15 protein-coding genes are annotated in these 17,467 nt (G+C 66.6%); 3 read left to right on the forward strand and 12 right to left on the reverse strand.

Annotation, left to right across the window (positions count from 1 at the left end; translation table 11 throughout):
- Positions 1 to 49: 49 nt before the first annotated feature.
- The 3 genes from AC4D6D_RS16625 to AC4D6D_RS16635 all read left to right on the forward strand — a co-directional run bounded on the left by AC4D6D_RS16625 (position 50) and on the right by AC4D6D_RS16635 (position 2,647).
- A complete protein-coding gene (locus AC4D6D_RS16625) occupies positions 50 to 715 on the forward strand; it encodes a hypothetical protein (RefSeq protein ID WP_491328181.1) in 666 nt (221 codons plus the stop codon).
- Between the two features lie 103 nt (positions 716 to 818).
- Entirely contained in the window at positions 819 to 1,994 is a 1,176-nt protein-coding gene (locus AC4D6D_RS16630; protein ID WP_491328182.1) for an MFS transporter, read from the forward strand.
- Between the two features lie 173 nt (positions 1,995 to 2,167).
- A complete protein-coding gene (locus AC4D6D_RS16635) occupies positions 2,168 to 2,647 on the forward strand; it encodes a Ros/MucR family transcriptional regulator (protein WP_491328183.1) in 480 nt (159 codons plus the stop codon).
- An 87-nt stretch (positions 2,648 to 2,734) separates the two neighbouring features.
- Here AC4D6D_RS16635 and AC4D6D_RS16640 read toward each other — a convergent pair whose 3' ends face one another.
- The 12 genes from AC4D6D_RS16640 to AC4D6D_RS16695 form a co-directional block, all read right to left on the reverse strand.
- Positions 2,735 to 4,477, reverse strand: coding sequence for a hypothetical protein (locus AC4D6D_RS16640; RefSeq protein WP_491328184.1), 1,743 nt, complete (start codon positions 4,475 to 4,477; stop codon positions 2,735 to 2,737).
- Positions 4,478 to 4,515: 38 nt separating this feature from the next.
- Positions 4,516 to 5,604, reverse strand: coding sequence for a protein-glutamate methylesterase/protein-glutamine glutaminase (locus AC4D6D_RS16645; RefSeq protein WP_491328185.1), 1,089 nt, complete (start codon positions 5,602 to 5,604; stop codon positions 4,516 to 4,518).
- A gap of 4 nt (positions 5,605 to 5,608) precedes the next feature.
- The gene (locus AC4D6D_RS16650; RefSeq protein ID WP_491328750.1) at positions 5,609 to 6,421 is read right to left on the reverse strand and encodes a CheR family methyltransferase; all 813 of its coding nucleotides are present in this window, start codon (positions 6,419 to 6,421) and stop codon (positions 5,609 to 5,611) included.
- 91 nt (positions 6,422 to 6,512) lie between these two features.
- On the reverse strand, positions 6,513 to 7,004 hold the full coding sequence (locus AC4D6D_RS16655; protein WP_491328186.1) for a chemotaxis protein CheW: 492 nt from the start codon (positions 7,002 to 7,004) through the stop codon (positions 6,513 to 6,515).
- Entirely contained in the window at positions 7,001 to 8,791 is a 1,791-nt protein-coding gene (locus AC4D6D_RS16660; protein WP_491328187.1) for a methyl-accepting chemotaxis protein, read from the reverse strand. The genes AC4D6D_RS16655 and AC4D6D_RS16660 overlap by 4 nt, the downstream gene beginning before the upstream one ends.
- A gap of 66 nt (positions 8,792 to 8,857) precedes the next feature.
- Positions 8,858 to 10,543: a methyl-accepting chemotaxis protein gene (locus AC4D6D_RS16665; RefSeq protein WP_491328188.1), complete on the reverse strand. Its 1,686-nt coding sequence runs from the start codon at positions 10,541 to 10,543 to the stop codon at positions 8,858 to 8,860.
- A gap of 14 nt (positions 10,544 to 10,557) precedes the next feature.
- A complete protein-coding gene (locus tag AC4D6D_RS16670; RefSeq protein WP_491328189.1) occupies positions 10,558 to 11,073 on the reverse strand; it encodes a chemotaxis protein CheW in 516 nt (171 codons plus the stop codon).
- A 5-nt stretch (positions 11,074 to 11,078) separates the two neighbouring features.
- On the reverse strand, positions 11,079 to 13,067 hold the full coding sequence (locus tag AC4D6D_RS16675; RefSeq protein WP_491328190.1) for a chemotaxis protein CheA: 1,989 nt from the start codon (positions 13,065 to 13,067) through the stop codon (positions 11,079 to 11,081).
- Positions 13,064 to 13,432 carry a response regulator gene (locus AC4D6D_RS16680; RefSeq protein WP_313438372.1) on the reverse strand — a complete coding sequence of 123 codons (369 nt, stop codon included), beginning with the start codon at positions 13,430 to 13,432 and terminating at the stop codon, positions 13,064 to 13,066. Before AC4D6D_RS16680 ends, AC4D6D_RS16675 begins: the two co-directional genes overlap by 4 nt.
- Complete coding sequence (locus AC4D6D_RS16685) at positions 13,429 to 13,710, reverse strand: STAS domain-containing protein (RefSeq protein WP_491328191.1); 282 nt, start codon at positions 13,708 to 13,710, stop codon at positions 13,429 to 13,431. Before AC4D6D_RS16685 ends, AC4D6D_RS16680 begins: the two co-directional genes overlap by 4 nt.
- A 163-nt stretch (positions 13,711 to 13,873) precedes the next feature.
- Entirely contained in the window at positions 13,874 to 14,929 is a 1,056-nt protein-coding gene (locus tag AC4D6D_RS16690) for a serine hydrolase domain-containing protein (RefSeq protein ID WP_491328192.1), read from the reverse strand.
- Positions 14,930 to 15,025: 96 nt separating this feature from the next.
- Positions 15,026 to 17,419 carry a TonB-dependent receptor gene (locus AC4D6D_RS16695; RefSeq protein ID WP_491328193.1) on the reverse strand — a complete coding sequence of 798 codons (2,394 nt, stop codon included), beginning with the start codon at positions 17,417 to 17,419 and terminating at the stop codon, positions 15,026 to 15,028.
- Between the last annotated feature and the right edge of the window lie 48 nt (positions 17,420 to 17,467).

Consider the following 17,467-nt stretch of genomic DNA (forward strand, 5'->3'; position numbering starts at 1 on the left):
TGCACAGCTTGCGCTTGACGGCGCGGGCCGCCGGTGTTGAATCGGCCCCGTGACTGATGACTCCAAGACCGAAGCCAAGGCGAAAGCCGAAGCCCGCGCCGACGAAGCCGCCGCGATCCGGCGCCGCTGGATCACTCTCGGCGAAGTGCTGACGGTGATTGCCGTTACCATTTCCGGCCTGACGCTCTGGAACAACTGGAGCCAGCGCAGCGAAACCGAAGCCTCCAGGAGCGCCGATGCCCGCCGCGCCTCGACACGGGCGGCAATGCTCGTGCTCACGGCCACCGGCTCCGGCGACGATCTCGTCCTGAAGCCCGCCTCCGCCGACCAGTCCGTCCAGAGCCAGCGCGTGACTTTCCCCAGCGCGCTCGCCCTGTCGCCCGCCGAAACCACCGGCGAACCCCGGATCGAAGGCGCGTGGTTCGAACGCGCGCTGAAGAAGGCCCGCAAGGAAGCGAAGCTGCCCGACGACAGCCGCGGCGACGAACGCCTGCCGGTCCTCGTCACCACCCGCTTCCTGGTCGACGGCGCCTCGCACGCGGACGTGGCGATCTACGATATCGGCTACAGCATCTCGGGCCACTGGCTGGGCGGCCACAGCATCACCCTGCGCGGTGTATCGCTGGTCTCGCGGGTCGGTGAGAACGGAGCACAGACGGCGCTCGATGCCCGCTGGAAGAAACTGCTTCCGGCGAACCCCGCTTCCGACAAATAGGAAGGCAGGTCCGCCCAGTTTGAAAATGGCAGCCTCGGATAAACGCATTTTCCGAGCCGCCGGGTGATTCCACCCGGCTTGAAAATGCTCTAGCGCGCACGCCATGCAAAGACCCTGGCGCACCATCCTGTTTCTCTGGCTCGTCGGAGTGCTCGCGGCGGCGCAGCTTGCGAAATTCTCGACGATCGCGCCGCTGCTGCGCGCTCGCTTGGCGCTGACCCTGCCGGAAACCGGCCTGCTGATCTCGTTGCTCGAAGTGGGCGGCGCGACGCTGGGGTTCGTGGCGGGGCTGACGCTGGGCTGGATCAGTTTCCGGCGCTCGCTGATCGGCGGCATGGCGATACTGGCCGCCATGAGCCTGCTGGAAGCCGTGACGACAGATCCCACGATGATCTTCGCGGCGCGAGCCGTGGAAGGGATCGGCTACCTGCTCGTCGTCATCGCCGCGCCCACCGCGATCGCCGCCGTCGCCGACGATCGCAGCCGTCCCCGCGCGCTGGCCCTGTGGAGCACTTTCGTTCCGGTCGGAATCGCGATCGGCAGCGCCGTGACCGGCAGCGGTGCAACACGCATGGGCCTCAACGGCATCCTGTTCCTCTGGGCTATCCTGCTGGCCCTCGCCATCGCGCCTACATCGCGTCTCCATCTCGGCCATGGCGGTACGCGGCGGATCGTGCTGCCCGCCTCGGCTGCCTGGATCTCGACATTCGCCTTCGGAATCTACACCTTGTTTCTCTGCGCGCTGACCATGCTCCTACCCAGCTTCCTGACCGAAATCCACGGCGCGACGCTGGGCGAGGCCGGGCTTGTCGCCTCGCTGGCCTCGCTCTCCGCCCTGCCCGCTTCGGGGCTGGCGGTCCTCCTGATCCGGAACGGCAGCCTTGACGCCCGACGCCTTCTCTTCATCGCCGTTCCCGCACTGGTGGTGACGGCCTTGCTGGTCCCACCGGCCTTCGCCACGTCGTCCGGGCTTGCCGCGACGAGCGCGGTCGTGGTCGCTGCCGTGCTGGTCAGCGGTCTCGTCCCGCCGCTGATGTTCGCCCGGCTACCGGTCCTGGCCGGGGCCGACAGCCCTCACGACCCTCGCATCGCGACGGCCAACGGCCTGCTAACCCAGTTCGGAGCCGGAGGCGCGCTGCTCGGCCCGCCGCTGGGTGGCCTGATTGTCGAAGACCTGGGCTGGACGGCGCTCGGCGGCGCGATCGCCTTTCTGGCACTGCTGATGCTCGCTTTGCTCGGCTTCGCCGAAGGGGCGGCACGAAGTTGGCCACAGAAATAGGCCGTACACATATTGTTTCGAAGGGAAACAGAACTGCCGAGCACGCACTCTATTCGGCAATCCCGCTGTAGATAAATCAAGAAAAACTAGCATAAAAGTATTGCACCGCGAGGATTACGGTGTTTGTTATCTGTCAGGGTAAGCTCTCAAAAACAGGCGGGTAACACATCGATATGCCACAAGAAGCGCTTCTGGAACTCACCACCGATATCGTTACGGCCCATGTCGGTAACAATTCCGTCTCGACGGAACAGCTCCCGCAACTGATCGCCTCGGTATATGCCTCGCTCGCAGGCTTGGGAATGACGCCTGAGGTTGTCGAGGAACAGATTTCGCCCGCTGTCTCGATCCGCTCGTCAATCAAACCCGATGCCATTACTTGCCTGGAATGCGGCACGAAGCTGAAATCGCTGAAGCGCCATCTTCTGACTACGCATGGCCTTACTCCGGACGACTACCGCGCACGCTGGAACTTGAAGCCGGACTATCCGATGGTCTGCAGCGACTATGCGGCCAAACGCCAGGCCCTCGCCGTGGAAATCGGTCTCGGCAAAAAGGGTGGTCGCAAGCCGAAAGCCGTGCCTCAAGCAGAAGTCGCAGCCGAAAAGCCCAAGACAAGGACACGCCGCAAGCTCGGCATCGCGGCCAATTGATCCCACCGCGAACAGAGAGCCATCGCAAGTAAAATGGGGCGCTTCCACAGAGTGTGGAAACGCCCCATTTCACGTCTGCCTGAATTCTCAGAACAGGCCGTCGTCAAAGTCGTCATCATCAAGGTCGAACGGGTCGGAACTCGGCGCGGCCTCGGCGCCGGGCTGGAATGCGCGGTGCACTTCGCGTTCGCGGGCCATCGTATAGCGGGCCGCGATCGTACCCAGGAGGGCACCGAAGGTCTCCTGCCCCGCCTCGGGGATTTCCGCAGCCTCGCGGCCGAGGCCGGAGAGCCTTTCGGCAATCGCCGCGAGCGGGCCGCCCACGTCTTCCTCGCAATCGATCGCGCCGGTGGTTTCTTCCAGGATCGCGGTCACGGAAACCGCGCCTTCGTCGAGGTCCGAGAGGCCCGAGCGCATGCGTTCGCCGCCCTCGCGAATGCAGCCCAGCGATTCCGTCAGCGCCGCCCCGGCGTCGACGGGCGCATCGTCCTCGGACCCCCGAATGACCGCAGCGGCAGCGGTCAGCCCGTCGAACGACTGGGCGATGCCCGAGGCGATCGTTGCCAGAGTTGCGGCGAAACCGCGAATTTCGGACGCGACCACGGCCAGCCCGCGCCCTTCGTCGCCCATGCGATAGCAGCGCAGGTCGGTGTTCCAGGCCATCTGCTGCACGTCGCTGGTGATGCGGTGGACCGTCGCCAATCGCTGCGCGAGGTTCTCGGCGGTCGTCGAGGCAAGCCCGCTCAGACGATTCGAACGGGCATCGGCCTCGCGCAGGCGCTCGGTGACGCTGGCCACGTCGGCCACGCTGCGCTCCAGCCGGTGGAGGAAGACGCCGTCGCCCTCCCCGTCCCCGCCGTCCCGCAGTTCGAGCAGGCTTGCCGCACTGGGGCCGATGCCCCGCAAGCTGCCCGTGAGCAGACGCGATTCCCGCTGGAAGGTCTCCAGGGTGTCCACCGCCTGCGCCGAGATCAGCGCCACGGCATGGTCCGCGATTACCGCCGCGACATCCTCCGGTAGGTCGCCCGGCGCGGCTATGAAGGCGTCGATATCGACCAGCCCGTCCGCCAGATGCTCCAACCGTTGGCGGGTGCTGTCGCCGACCTGGAGCGCGCCGAGCGCGGTGCCGACCTGGGCGCGGATATGACGGGCGACTTCGGCGATCCGCTGCGCACGTTCGGCCAGATCGATCTGGTGCCGCTGCAAGGCCACCGCATCCTCGGAAAGCTTGCGCGGAACATGTGGGATCACTTGCGTGCATTCCCCGGCCAGCTGCCGCTCCACTTCGAACATGGCGGGCACGGCTTCGGCCAGCCACGCGATCTCGCGCGAGAGGCCTTCCATTTCGGTTTCGCCGAGGTCCAGCTTGACGAACATGGTATCGGCGAACCCGGAGAAGTCTCCCGATCCCGCCGCCGCCACCTTGATGTTGAGCCCGCAGATCCGCAGAAAACTGAGCGTGCGATTGACCTGGTCGATCTGGTGCGAGAGCGCCGAACTGGCCCGTTCGATCGACACGAGCGCCTCTTTCCGCGCGGCCTGGATCGCGGGCAGCTGCATCAATCGGTCGGCAGTGCCACGCATGTTGCCCACGGCGGCATCGGCAGATTCGCGCTCGAAGGCATTGGTAACGTTTTCAAGGGCACCGATCAGCCCCTCGACGATCTCATAGGCCCGCGCCAGCGCCGTGCCCGCCGCCACGAAACGCGCGTCGAGGCCCGCGGCGATGGCGGCGATGGCCTCGCTCAGTTCCACCAGCGAAGGTCCGGTTCCAGATGCCGGTGCGGCAGGCTCCAGCGCGGCTTCGGGAAAATAGGCAATGTCGGTCATCGGTGATCTCTGTTCTGGGGTATTTGCTGGCGTGCCCATCATCGGCTGGTGGCCGCCAGCACTTCGCGGGCGATCGAGCCGAGCGGGATCACCCGATCCGCCGCACCGCGCGCAATGGCTTCCTTGGGCATGCCGAAGACGATCGAGGTCGCCTCGTCCTGCGCGAAAGTACGGGCACCGGCCTGTTTCATTTCGAGCAGTCCGCGCGCGCCATCGTCGCCCATGCCGGTCATGATCACGCCCACCGCGTTCGATCCCGCCGAGCGCGCGGCGGAGCGGAACAGCACGTCGACCGACGGACGATGGCGCGACACCAGCGGGCCGTCCTTCACGGTGACGTGATAGCGCGCGCCCTGCCGTTCGAGCATCAGGTGCTTGCCGCCCGGCGCGATCAGAACATGGCCGCGCAGCACGGGATCGCCGTCGACGGCTTCCTTCACGTCCACTTCGCATAGACTGTTGAGCCGCTTGGCGAAAGCGCGGGTGAAGTTTTCCGGCATGTGCTGGACCACGACGACGCCCGGCGCATTGGCGGGCAGCGCTTCCAGCACTTCGCGCAAGGCCTCGGTGCCGCCGGTCGAGGCGCCGAGGCAGACCACCATCTCGGTGGTGCGGCTCATGGCCCGGCCGCTCGGCGGGGGCAGCACGGCATCGGCGGTCAACTTCTTCTGCGGACCTTCCGGTTTTGCCTCGCGGACGGCAGGCCGTCCGCGAACGCGGGCGCGGGAAGCGCCTTTCACCACGTCGCGAATCTGGAGGTTGTGCTCGGCGAGATGGTCCGCCACGCCGATGCGCGGCTTTAGGATCACGTCCACCGCGCCCGCTTCCATCGCCTGAAGCAGCGTTTCGGAGCCTTCCTCGGTCAGCGAGGAGCACATGACCACCGGCACCGGGCACTGCGACATCAGCTTGCGCAGGAAAGTGATGCCGTCCATGCGCGGCATCTCGACGTCGAGCGTGATGACGTCGGGCACTTCCTCCTGAATCCGGCGCGCGGCGCTGAACGGGTCGGGCGCGGAGCCGATCACCTCGATCTCCGGGTCTTCCTGGAGGATCGTCGTCATCGTCTGGCGCACGCTGGCGGAATCGTCGATGACGAGAACGCGGATCTTCTTGCCTGCCAGCATCGCCTCAGCCCTTCCGGAACACGGTATTGGCGACCTGTGTCAGCGGCAATCCGTGGCCGGTGATCGATTCCGAATGGCCGAGGAACAGGTAGCCCCCCGGCTTCAGGCAATCGACGAGCCGGGAAACGACCTGCTTCTGCGTGGGCTTGTCGAAATAGATCAGCACGTTGCGGCAGAAGACCAGATGCATCGGCTCGCCCACCGGATAGCGATCGTCCATCAGGTTGAGCCGGGCGAAGCCGATCGCGCTGCGCAAGGCAGGCACCATGCGCACGTCACGCCGCGCCGCATCGCGCGGGAACATCACGTATTTGCGCTGCAGGGCATCGGGGACCGGGTCGACCAGCTCGCGCGGATAGATGCCGCTGCGCGCGGTTTCGAGCACGTCGGTATCGAGGTCGGTGGCGAGGATGCCGTAAGCCGGGCCGCCATGGGTCTCGGCATGGTCGTCCAGTACCATGGCCAGGGTATAGGGCTCCGGCCCGGTCGAGCAAGCGGCGCTCCAGGCCCGGATCGAGCGGACGCCGCGCGCGGTCATTTCCGGCAGGATGACCTTGCTCAGATAGTCGAAGTGGCCCGGCTCGCGGAAGAAGTCGGTCTTGTTGGTGGTGACTGCATTGATCAGCGACAGCCCCTCCTCCGCGAGATTCTCCGCGGCGAAGATGTAGTCGCAGTACTCGTCGAGCGTCTGCGCGCCCGCCGCCCGCTGGCGGCGGCGCAAGCGGCCTTCGAGCATGGTCTTCTTGCTCTCGGGCATCTTGATGCCGGAATAGTCGTAGATGTAGGCCGCCAGCCGCGCGAAGTTGCGCTTGCTCATCGGGTCGCTGCCATGGGGCTGCGGGGAAGGCGAACTGCGATTGGCCAGGGCGGCTGCGGTCATCTGGGCGGTTCCGGAAACAGGAGGGTCTTCAGGCAGCGGCCGCGGACAGGCGCGTGGCTTCCTCGGCGGAGAAGATGCGCGCCATGTCCACCAGCACGGTGAAGCCCTCGTCGCGCTTCACCACGCCGCCGATATATTCGGAAGGCCAGCGCACGCCGACATCCGGCGCGCCGCCGATCTGGTCGGCGCGGAAGCTGGTGACTTCGATCACCCGGTCCACCACCAGCCCGAGCACGAGCACGCGGTCTTCCAGCGGAATGTCCGCCACCAGGATGCGCGTCGCCGGGGTCGGCTCCACCGGCGGCAGGCCGAGCCGCAGGCGGAAGTCGATGGTCGTCACGCCCTCGCCGCGCATGTCGGTAAGGCCGAGCAGGTAATCCGGGCCGCCCGGAACGCGGAAGGTTTCGCGGTAGTCGAGAATCTCGCGGACCAGTGCCACCGGCACCGCGAAGATCTCCGCCCCCAGACCGAACGTCACGGCCTGGATTTCGGCCTCCTGGCTTCTTGGCCCGTCGCTCATGCCGCGTGCATCCCGAAGGCGTCGTCGTGGTCGTCCGGGCCGCCCATGGCGAGGTCGAGCGCGAAGCCGTTGGTGCGAGCCTGTCCATTGGCCGCCGAAGGTCGCTTGGCAGGCGCCTTGATCGCGGCCTTGATCGGCGCCGGCTTGCGCGCGCCCACGCTGCGGACGGCTTTCCCGGCATCCTCGACGCGGAAGTAGGCGATCGAGGCCTGAAGTTCCTCGGCCTGCGCCGCCAGTTCTTCCGAGGTCGAGGAGATCTGCTCCGAAGCCCCGGCGTTCTGCTGGGTCACCTGGTCAAGCTGCTGGATCGCCTGGTTGATCTGACCAGCACCGATGTCCTGCTCGCGGCAGGCGGCGCTGATTTCCGAGATCAGTTCGGCGGTGCGGCGGATATCGGGCACCAGCTTGGAGAGCATCTCGCCCGCCTCGGTCGCCGCATCGACGGTGTTGGACGAAACCGCGCTGATTTCCGCTGCGGCGCCCTGGCTACGCTCGGCCAGCTTGCGCACTTCCGAAGCCACTACTGCGAAGCCGCGGCCATGCTCACCGGCGCGCGCCGCCTCGACGGCTGCGTTGAGGGCGAGCAGGTCGGTCTGGCGGGCGATCTCCTGGACGATGCCGATTTTCTCGGCAATCGTGCGCATCGCCCCGACGGCGCGGTCGACGGCAATGCCGCTGGCTTCGGCGTCCTGTGCCGACTGGCGGGCGATCTTCTCGGTCTGCGCCGCATTCTCGGCGTTCTGCTTGATGTTGGCCGACATCTCTTCCATCGAGGCCGAGGCCTGCTCGGCAGCGGCAGCCTGCTCGGTGGCGCCCTGCGAGACCTGCTCGGACGTCGAGGACAGTTCCTGGCTACCGCTGGCGACGTTGTTGGAAGCGACGGTGGCATCGCCGACGACGCCGCGCAGGCGCTCGATCATGCGGACGAGCGCATGGCCCAGCTTGTCCTGCTCGGACAGCGGCTTGTGGCTGACGGTCAGGTCGCCGTCGGCGATCTTGTCGGCCAGTGCAGCGCTGACGCGGAGGTTCGCGGTCATCTTGTTGACGGTATCGACGAGGTCCTTGATCTCGTCGTTCGAGGTCACTTCGACGTCGTTGTCGAGATCGCCGATGGCCACTGCATTGATCGCATTGCTTACCCGGCCAAGGCCGCGCGAGACGATCAGCGAAATCCAGATCGCACCGACCAGCGCGCCGATGATGGCGATGGCGGCAACGGTCAGCAGCGTGGCCCGCGCCGAGGAATAGAGCGCATTGGTCTCGTCATCGACCTGGCCCATGTCGTCACGGGCACGCTCCACGAGGGCGTCGGTCTGCTTGGTGACCCGGTCGAGGATTTCACGCGCGGAACCGAGCGACAGCGCCGCCGCCTCTTCGTTCTGGTTCGCCTTGGCCAGATCGCGAATACGCGAATCCATCGGCTTGAAGGCGTCGAACGCGGCGCGGATTTCCCGCAAGGTCTGCTTGGTTTCCGGCACGGCCTTGGCGTCCGCCTCGTCCAGCAGGCGTTCGAAGCTGGAAACCGCGGCAGTGGCTTTCTCGTCGAGTTCCTTCACCGTCTGAACGTCGTTGGTCATCGTCATGCTGCGCTCGTTGCGCGCGAGATTGCCGAAAGTGGACTGCATCTGCTGCGCGCGGTCGAGGCGGGCGGCGGGGCCGTTGATAAGGTCGGTAATCGCGGTGTTGAGCGTGCTGAGGCGCGTCAGGCTGACGCCGACGACGACTGCAAGCAGGATCAGGATGATGGCGAAGGTCACGCCCAGCTTCATTTTTATCGTTGCGCGCATGGCAATGGGAACCCTGAAAACGGGATGGGGGGAAAATCGGTAATCGAGAATGGTCCGGCGGAAGCGTCAGGCCGCGTGGGTGCTGAACGCCGCGTCCTCGCTGTCGGGACCGCCGATCGAGAGGTCGAGCGCGAAGCCCCGTGCGCGCGCCTGCTGGTCGGCGACCGAAAGAGAGCGCGGATTGCGGGCGGGCGCGGCGGCCTTGCGCGCCACCGGGACCGGCTTGCGGATCGCCGCCGGAGCGGCAGCGCGGCGGCTGCCGTTGTCGGAGGTGCGGAAGTAGGCGATCGAGGCCTGAAGCTCTTCCGCCTGCGCGGCGAGCTCTTCAGAAGTCGTCGAGATCTGCTCGGAAGCCCCGGCGTTCTGCTGGGTCACCTGATCGAGCTGCTGGATCGCCTCGTTGATCTGGGCGGCACCGATGTCCTGTTCGCGGCAGGCGACGCTGATCTCGGAGACCAGTTCGGCGGTGCGGCGAATGTCGGGCACCAGCTTGGCGAGCATCTCGCCCGCCTCGGCGGCGGCCTGCACGGTCTCGGTCGAGACCGCGCCGATCTCGGCGGCGGCATGCTGGCTGCGTTCGGCCAGCTTGCGCACTTCCGAAGCGACGACCGCAAAGCCGCGGCCATGTTCCCCCGCACGCGCCGCCTCGACCGCCGCGTTCAGGGCCAAGAGGTCGGTCTGGCGGGCGATTTCCTGGACGATGCCGATCTTCTCGGCAATCGTGCGCATCGCGCCCACCGCGCGGTTCACGGCGACACCGCTCGATTCCGCGTCCTTCGAGGACTGGCGGGCGATCTTCTCGGTCTGGGCCGCGTTGTCGGCGTTCTGCTTGATGTTGGCGGCCATCTCTTCCATAGATGCCGAAGCCTGTTCGGCGGCGGCGGCCTGCTCGGTCGCACCCTGCGAGACCTGCTCGGAATTGGCCGAAAGCTCCTGACTGCCCGCCGAGACGTTCTCGGCCGCCACGCCAGCATCGCCGACCACGCCGCGCAGGCGCTCGATCATCGTGTTCACATGGCCGAGCAGGTCGCCGATCTCGTCGTTGGAGGTCACTTCGGCAGTGCGGGTCAGATCGCCGTCCGCAACCTGGCGCATGGCGTCGCCCGCCGCCTTGAGACCGCGCGAGATGACCAGCGCCAGATAGGCGGCGGCAATGACCGTGATGAGCACGGCAGCCACGCCCATGCCGATCATCAGCGTGCGCGCGGAATCGTACGTCACTTCGGTTTCGTCGTCGGCCTCGGTCATCTTGCGCTGCTGGGCCTGGACCAGCCCTTCGACGGTCTTGGTCACCGCCTGGGCACGATCGCGGGATTCGCCCATGGTCAGCGCGGCGGCGGCGGCCTTGTCGCGTCCGCTGAGTTCGCTCACCTGCTGGTTCACCGGCTTGAAGGCGTTCCACTGGTCGCGCAGTTGCGCCCAGGCTGCCCGCGTGTCTTCAGACGCCGCGGCATTGGCCTGCTCGACTTCCTGCTCGACCTTGTCGCGCCAGGTGGTGATCCGCGTTTCCAGCTCGCGGCGCTCTACCGGGTCGTCGGCAAGGACGAGGTTCTTTTCCGAGCGGACCATCATGCTCACGCCGCCGTCGATCGCGCGGGCGCGGTCGAGTTGCTTAGCAGGCCCCGTCACGATCTCGCCGATGGCATCATTGAGCGTGGTGAGGCGGGAAATGCCGACCAGAATGGTCGCGGTGAGGATAATCAGCAGGAGCCCGAAGGTTCCCCAGAGCTTCAGCTTGATGGTTGCGCGCATGGTAGCCCCCCGGCTCAATGGACTGTGGACGACTGGCCGGCAGCGGAATCGCTTGCTCCGGTCAGCGAACGAAAGATCGCGGCAAGGTCGGGCAGGACGACGACGCCGTCCTGCCGGCGAACCAGTTCGCGGACGAAATCGCGGCGCCAGCGCATGCCGACGGCGGGCGGTTCCTCGCTGGCAGCGCGGTCGAGCGTCGCCACTTCGTGGACCTTGTCGGTGCGGATGCCGATCTGGAACGCTTCGCCTTCGGCCTCGGTCTCGATCACGACGATACGGCTGTCGAGCGTCGCTTCGGCGGCCGGCATGGCAAAGGCCAGCCGGAGATCGGCGATCGGGATGATCTTGCCGCGAAAGTTGACGACGCTGCCCAGCAGCGGCGCGGCGCCCGGCACGCGGGTTTCGGGCAGGAGGTCGAGGATTTCGCGGACCAGCGTGGCCTCCAGCGCGAAAGTCTCCTCGCCGAGGTTGAAAGTCAGCACTTCAAGACGGCCTTCGCCATCCCACTGCGTAGCGGTCTGTTCGGGCATGATGCTTATCCGGCGGCGCGCAGCCGCTCCTCCTGGTTCTGGCCGAGCATAACGAGCTGGGCGACATCGAGGATCAGCGCGACCCCGCCGTCGCCGAGGATCGTGGCGCCCGCGAATGTCGCGACATCGCGGTGCAGCGGCGACATCGACTTGATGACCGTCTGGTGGCTGCCGATGATCTGGTCCACCACCAGCCCGACGCGCTCGGTGCCGGTGGCGATGACGACGATCTTCTGGTGCGGATCGGGCCGCGTGCCGGTGTCGAAGATCTCGCGCAGGCGCAGGAACGGCACCAGCCGGTCGCGCAAGGTGATGAAGCTGCGGCCGCGCGAACGCAGATCTTCCTCAAGGCTGAGTTCGAGGCATTCCTCGACCGCGCCGAGCGGGATCACGTAGCGGCTCTCGCCGACGCGCACCAGCAAGCCGTCGATGATCGCCAGCGTCAGCGGGATGCGCAGCACCACGGTGGAGCCTTCGCCCGGCGCGGAAGTGATGTCGATAGTGCCGCGCAGGCTCTCGATCGTGCGCTTCACCACGTCCATGCCGACGCCGCGCCCCGAAAGGTTGGTGACTTGCGCCGCCGTGGAGAAGCCCGGATGGAAGATCATCTGGAGCAGATCGTGGTCGGAAATCGGATGGCCGGGCTGGATCAGACCCTGCGCCTCGGCCTTGGCACGCACGCGCACGCGGTCGATGCCGCGCCCGTCGTCGCGGATGGTGATGAGCACCTCGCCACCCGCCTGATGGGCCGAGAGACGGACCTGTCCTGCTGCGGGCTTGCCTGCGGCCAAGCGGTCCTCGGGGGTTTCCAGGCCGTGATCGCAGGCGTTGCGGATCAGGTGGACCATGGGATCGGCGAGGCGCTCGATCATGGTCTTGTCGACTTCGGTGGTCTCGCCTTCGGTCGAAAGCTCGATGGTCTTGCCGGTCTCGCGCGCGAGGTCGTGGACAAGACGGCGGAAGCGGCTGAACAGGCTGGCGACGGGCACCATGCGCAGGACCATCATGGTATCGCGCAACTCGCCCGCGAGCCGCTCGATTTCCTCGGAGATCGAGCGTAGCGCCAGTTCGTTGCCGACCGCCGAACCGTGACCGCTGGCAAGCTGCGAGAGGCGGCTCTGGATGATCACGAGTTCGCCGACGCGGTCCATCAGTTCGTCAAGCCGCTCGGCGGGCACGCGGACGCTTTCCCCGGCGGGCTTGGCAGAGGTGCGGCTCACCGCGCTGTCCTGCACTGCTGCGGGCAGATCGGCGGCGGGTAAATCGGCTACCGTTTCGGCAGGCACTGCCGCCGGTGCGTTGGAAGCCTCGACTTCCAGCGGCTCGATGGTCAGTTCCATGTCGTCCATCACGAAGATGAACACATCGTCGATATCGTCGCGCGAGATGTCGCCGCGCAGTTCGACGTCCCAGCCGATATGGCACTCGGTCGGCACCAGGTCCGCCAGCGGCGGAATGGTGTCGGTGCGCGCGACGATCCGGCACTCGCCGAGATCGCGCAACTCATCGAGCAGCATCAGCGGGTTGGTGCCATTGGCCATGGCCTCGGCGGGCAGGCGGAAGAACAGGCGCCAGCCCTTCGGCGCGGCGGGAGCGGCTGCGGCGGGCACCACATCGGAGGCCCCGTCGATCGCGGCCTGAAGCTGCGCGAGGATCGCTGCGCCCGCGCTTTCCAGACCGGCACCGTCGCCCTCGATCAGCGCGCGCATGTGATCGCGCGCGGAGAGGATCACCGCCACCAGTTCCTGCGTCGCCGGGGCCAGCCCCTTGCGCACGCGGTCGAAGGCGGTTTCGCAGTGGTGGGTGAAATCGGCCAGCGCATTGAAGCCGAACATCGCGCCCGAGCCCTTGAGCGTGTGCAGGCCCCGGAATACCTCGTCGATCAGGCCCCGGTCGTCCAGCCGGTGGCCGAGGTCCAGAAGCCCCTGCTCGATCTGGTCGAGCAGGTCGCCCGCCTCGACGCGGAACGCCGCGATCGGGTCCTGCGTGCTCACCGGCCCAGCACCTTGCGCGAAACCTTGATGAGCTGTTCGGGAACGAAGGGCTTGACCAGCCAGCCGGTGGCACCGGCGGCCTTGGCCTGCTGCTTCATGGAATCGTCGCTCTCGGTGGTGAGGAAGATGATCGGGATACCCGCCTGCTCCGGCGCCTTGCGCAGTTCGCGGATCATCGTCAGCCCGTCCATGTTGGGCATGTTGAGATCGGTGATGATGAGGTCGAACCGCTTGGCGCCTGCCGCGGCCAGCCCCTCGACGCCGTCGCCCGCTTCGGTAACGTCGTAGCCCGCACCGGTCAGTGCGATGCGGATCGCCATGCGCAGGCTGGGGGAATCGTCGACGGTAAGGATAGAGGCAGTCATTGCGGCAGGTCTCCGTGGAACCAGAATTCGAGGTCCTGAGGGGTGAGGTCCGTGAGGAAGCCCGCGCGGTCGAGCAGCGCGGCGACCGCACCCCCGGCAGGATGCACCAGGCGCAGGTCGCGCCCTGCCCGCGTCCACTGATCGCGAGCAGAGTAAACGATCTCGACAAAGGCAAGATCGACTTCGTTCAGTGCAGACAAGTCAAGATCCAGATCGCCCTCCGCATCGTACTCGGCGGAGAGAATACCTGCGAACTGGTGAGCGGAACGCACCGTCACCGAATCCGGTACTACCAAGGACTGGCGCATTACTTCCTCTGGAATTTCGCCGACGGAAGAAATCGCATCGGCGCGAACGGGGGGATGTTCTGATTCTAGAGGAATTCCGGGAGATACGGACGTTCCGCCCGTATTTTTTCGCCCCTCCGCCGGGAGTTCGCTTCTACCTCCGAGAGGAGGTCCGGCATCCGCCTGCCGCCGTTTCGGTTTCGAGCAGGGCCTTCAGGATCGCTTCGGAACGGCGCTGGCCATAGCCTTTGCCATAGGCCGAAGAGGTAATGGCAACGACAAGGCGGCAGGCGGGAACGACGTAGATCTTGTTGCCCCCGTTCCCCGAGGCGAAGGAAACGTCGATGGCGCTTCCACCGATGCGATGGGTCTTGCCGTACCAGAAGTATCCGTAACTGTCGGCATAGGCATCGTCGGCAGCGATGGTCACGTGGGGCGCGGTCATGTCGGCGATCCACCGCGCGCTGACCACCTGCCTGCCCCGGAAGCGTCCGCGATTGCGCACCATCTCGCCCAGCACGGCAAGGTCGCGGACAGTGAGCCGGAGATTGCCCTGTCCCTTGGTCATGCCTGCGGCATCGGCGTCCCAGCGCCACCGCGCGATCCCCAGCGGCGCGAACAGGCGCCGTCCCGCAAATTCGGCCATCGTCGATCCCGTCGCACCGGCGACGGCCAGTCCCGCGACATAGGCGGTAACCGAATTGTAGCGATAGCGCGTGCCCGGCGGGTCCGCCCGAGGCACGCCGCGCACGAAGGCCAGAGGATCGGGCGCGGCATCCATCCGGTCCTCGTTGCCGGGGGAAGCGGGGTCTTCGTCGAAGGCGGCCAGGCCCGAGCGCATCGTCAACACGTCACGCAGCGGCACCGGGCCGATCGCACTGCCTGCCAAGACAGGCCAATAGCGCGACACCGGATCGCCGAGCGCGTGGATCGCGCCGCGATCGACCGCAACCCCCGTGACGAGCGCCGTCACGCTCTTTCCGGCGGAGCGGATGTCGTGCAGTTCGCCGGGCGCGGCGCGGTTGTAGTAGCGTTCCGCGATCCGCCTGCCCCCGCGCAGCACGACCACGCCGCGCAAGTCGGGGTGGTCGTCGCGGTCCCAGCGCTCCAGGACCGCCGCGACCTCATCGGGGCTCGCTGCAAGGGCAGGCATCGCGGCCGCGCAGACCGTGACCGCAGCTATCAGAACGATACCACCGCTCGCCTGCATTCGCCTTCCCCCCCTCGCCGACTCGGCGGACCGGGAGGATAGCATCCCACCGGCCCGTGTCAGCCCGAAGACAGGCAGGGGCTGGGGCTGGGGCTGCTATTGCCAGGCCTTGAAGGTGATCCCGAACATCTGCGGGTCGGACGGCGTGCCCAGAATGAGGCCGGAGTTGCCCGCCTGGATCGTCAGGTTCTGGATATAGTTGCGGTTGAACAGGTTGCGGGCGAAGACATCCACTTCCCAGCCGTTCTCGGAGCGATAGCCGACAACGGCATTGGTCACGGTATAGCCGCCGACCCAGGTGTAGCGCGAAAGGCTGGGATCGCCGTAATAGCCGCTGCGCGCGCTGGTGTCGCTGTGCAGGACCAGGCTGCCGCTCTCGGAAACCGGCAGGATGTAGTCGATGCCGAGCGACCCCGCCCAGCGCGGCAGGCCGGACAGGCGCTGGCCGGTCAGCGAACAGGCGGTCGTCGCCGCGCTCTGCAGCTCCAGCGGGCAAGGGCCGGCCGGATAGTCGCTGTATTCGCCGTGGGCATAGGACCCCGAGGCGCGGACCGTCAGCCCCGGCGCCAGCAGCGCCGTGGCATCGGCCTCGATGCCCTTGACCGTGACTTTGGGAATGTTCGAAAGATAGCCGCGCAGCGCCACCGTCTGCGTGCTGTCGACGATGGTGGCCTGGAAGTCGGTCACGTCGGTCCAGTAGCCGGTCAGGTTGAAGATCAGGTGCCGGTCCAGCAGCGTCGACTTCAGCCCCACTTCGTAGGTCGTGTTCTTCTCCGGCTTGATGACTGCGGTGGACAGCACCGGCCGGTTGGTGTTGTCGAGCGGCAGGCCCGACATGTTGATGCCGCCCGACTTGAAGCCCCGCGCATAGCCCGCGTAAGCCATCAGGCCGTCGGTCACGGTCCAGGCCAGGTTGGCGCGCCCGGAAAGGCTGCCGTCCTTGTCGCTCGCCGAATAGCTCTGCGGTCGCAGGACCGAGAGCTTGGCATTGATCAGCGCCGTATTGGTCGTGGCGAGGCCGCCATAGACGGTGCTGCTATAGTCGCCGTCCTTGGTCTCGTAAGTATAGCGCAGGCCGCCGGTCAGGGTCAGCCGGTCGGTCAGCTTGTAGTTGAGTTCGCCGAAAGCGGCATAGCTGTCGGTCACGAAGCGGGTGCGCCCGTCGGTGCCGTAGCCGTCGAGCAGGTTGCCCGGCACCGGGGTGTTGTTCGCGCCTGTCGTCGGGCCGATCAGCCAGTAGGCGGCAAGCGGGCCGTAGATGCTGATCGGGCGCCCGGTGATCTTCTGGCGGAAGTAATAGAGACCGAGCACGTAGCTGAGCCGCGTGTCGCCGTTCGAGGCGAGGCGCAGTTCCTGGCTGAACTGGTCCTGCCGCGAGGGGATGTGCTGCGACATCTGGATCGGCAAGCCGGTATAGTCGCGGTCGTTCTCGGCATCCCAGTTCCAGAAGCGCCAGGCACTGACCGAGGTGAGCGTTGCCGCGCCGAAGTCCCAGTCCATGATGGCCGAGACGCCGCCTTCCTCTGTATCGACATTCAGCGGCCCGTCGATATCGGTCACGCGGTCGTAGGGGTTGGTGCTGGCGGGGGTGTAGTTCTGCCCGGCGGCAAGCGCGGGATACTGGCGGGCGGGATTGCGCAGGCTCTGGCCGACCCGCAGATAGACCTGCGTGCAGCAATCGCTCTGGAAGCGGGTGAAATCTGCGGTCAGGCGCAGCTTGAAGCTGTCGGTGGGAACGAAGAGCAACTGGCCGCGCACCGCCTGGTTGCCGATGCCATTGTGGTCGCGCCCGTCCGCCACGTTGCGGATCACGCCGTCGCGCCGGGTCACGAGACCGGAAATGCGGAAGGCGAGCGTGTCGGTGATCGGGCCGGAACCCGAGGCCTTGACCTGCACGAAACGGTTCTCGCCCAGCGAGATTTCCTCGCTTGCCTCGGGGGTGAAAGTCGGCAGGCGCGAGGTGATGTTGATCGCGCCCGCCGTCGTGTTCTTGCCGAACAGGGTGCCCTGCGGGCCGCGCAGCACTTCGATCTGGTCGATGTCCGAGAAGTCGAAGGCGGCGGTCGCCGGGCGGGCGTGGTAGACCTGATCGATGTAGAAGCCGACGCCGGGTTCGAGCCCGTCGTTCGCCTGACTCACCGCGACGACGCTCGAACCGAGACCGCGAATGGTGAAAGCGGTGTTGCGCGGGTTCGCCGAGCTGTAGTTGAGGCTGGGTACGAGCTGGCTCAGCAGGTTGGTGTTGACCGTGTAGGACCGGTCCAGCAGCGCGCCGCTGACGACGGAGATTGCGGCGGGCACGTCCTGCGCATCTTCGAGGCGGCGGCGGGCGGAGACGACGATCGGGGTCAGGCCCTCCCCTGTCGTTTGCTCCGCCGGTTCCCCTGCCGATCCGGACCGTTCCGCTTCGGCAGCCTGAGCCGGAAATGCCAGACCGATGGTCGCCACCGCGAGAGTGAACGCGGTCGAACGAAGCAGGTGCGATTTCATGATAGAGCCCATATTTCCCTGTACGGCGGCTGTCTTGGCCGATGTCCG

It is taken from the genome of Novosphingobium sp. BF6, from assembly GCF_058273105.1.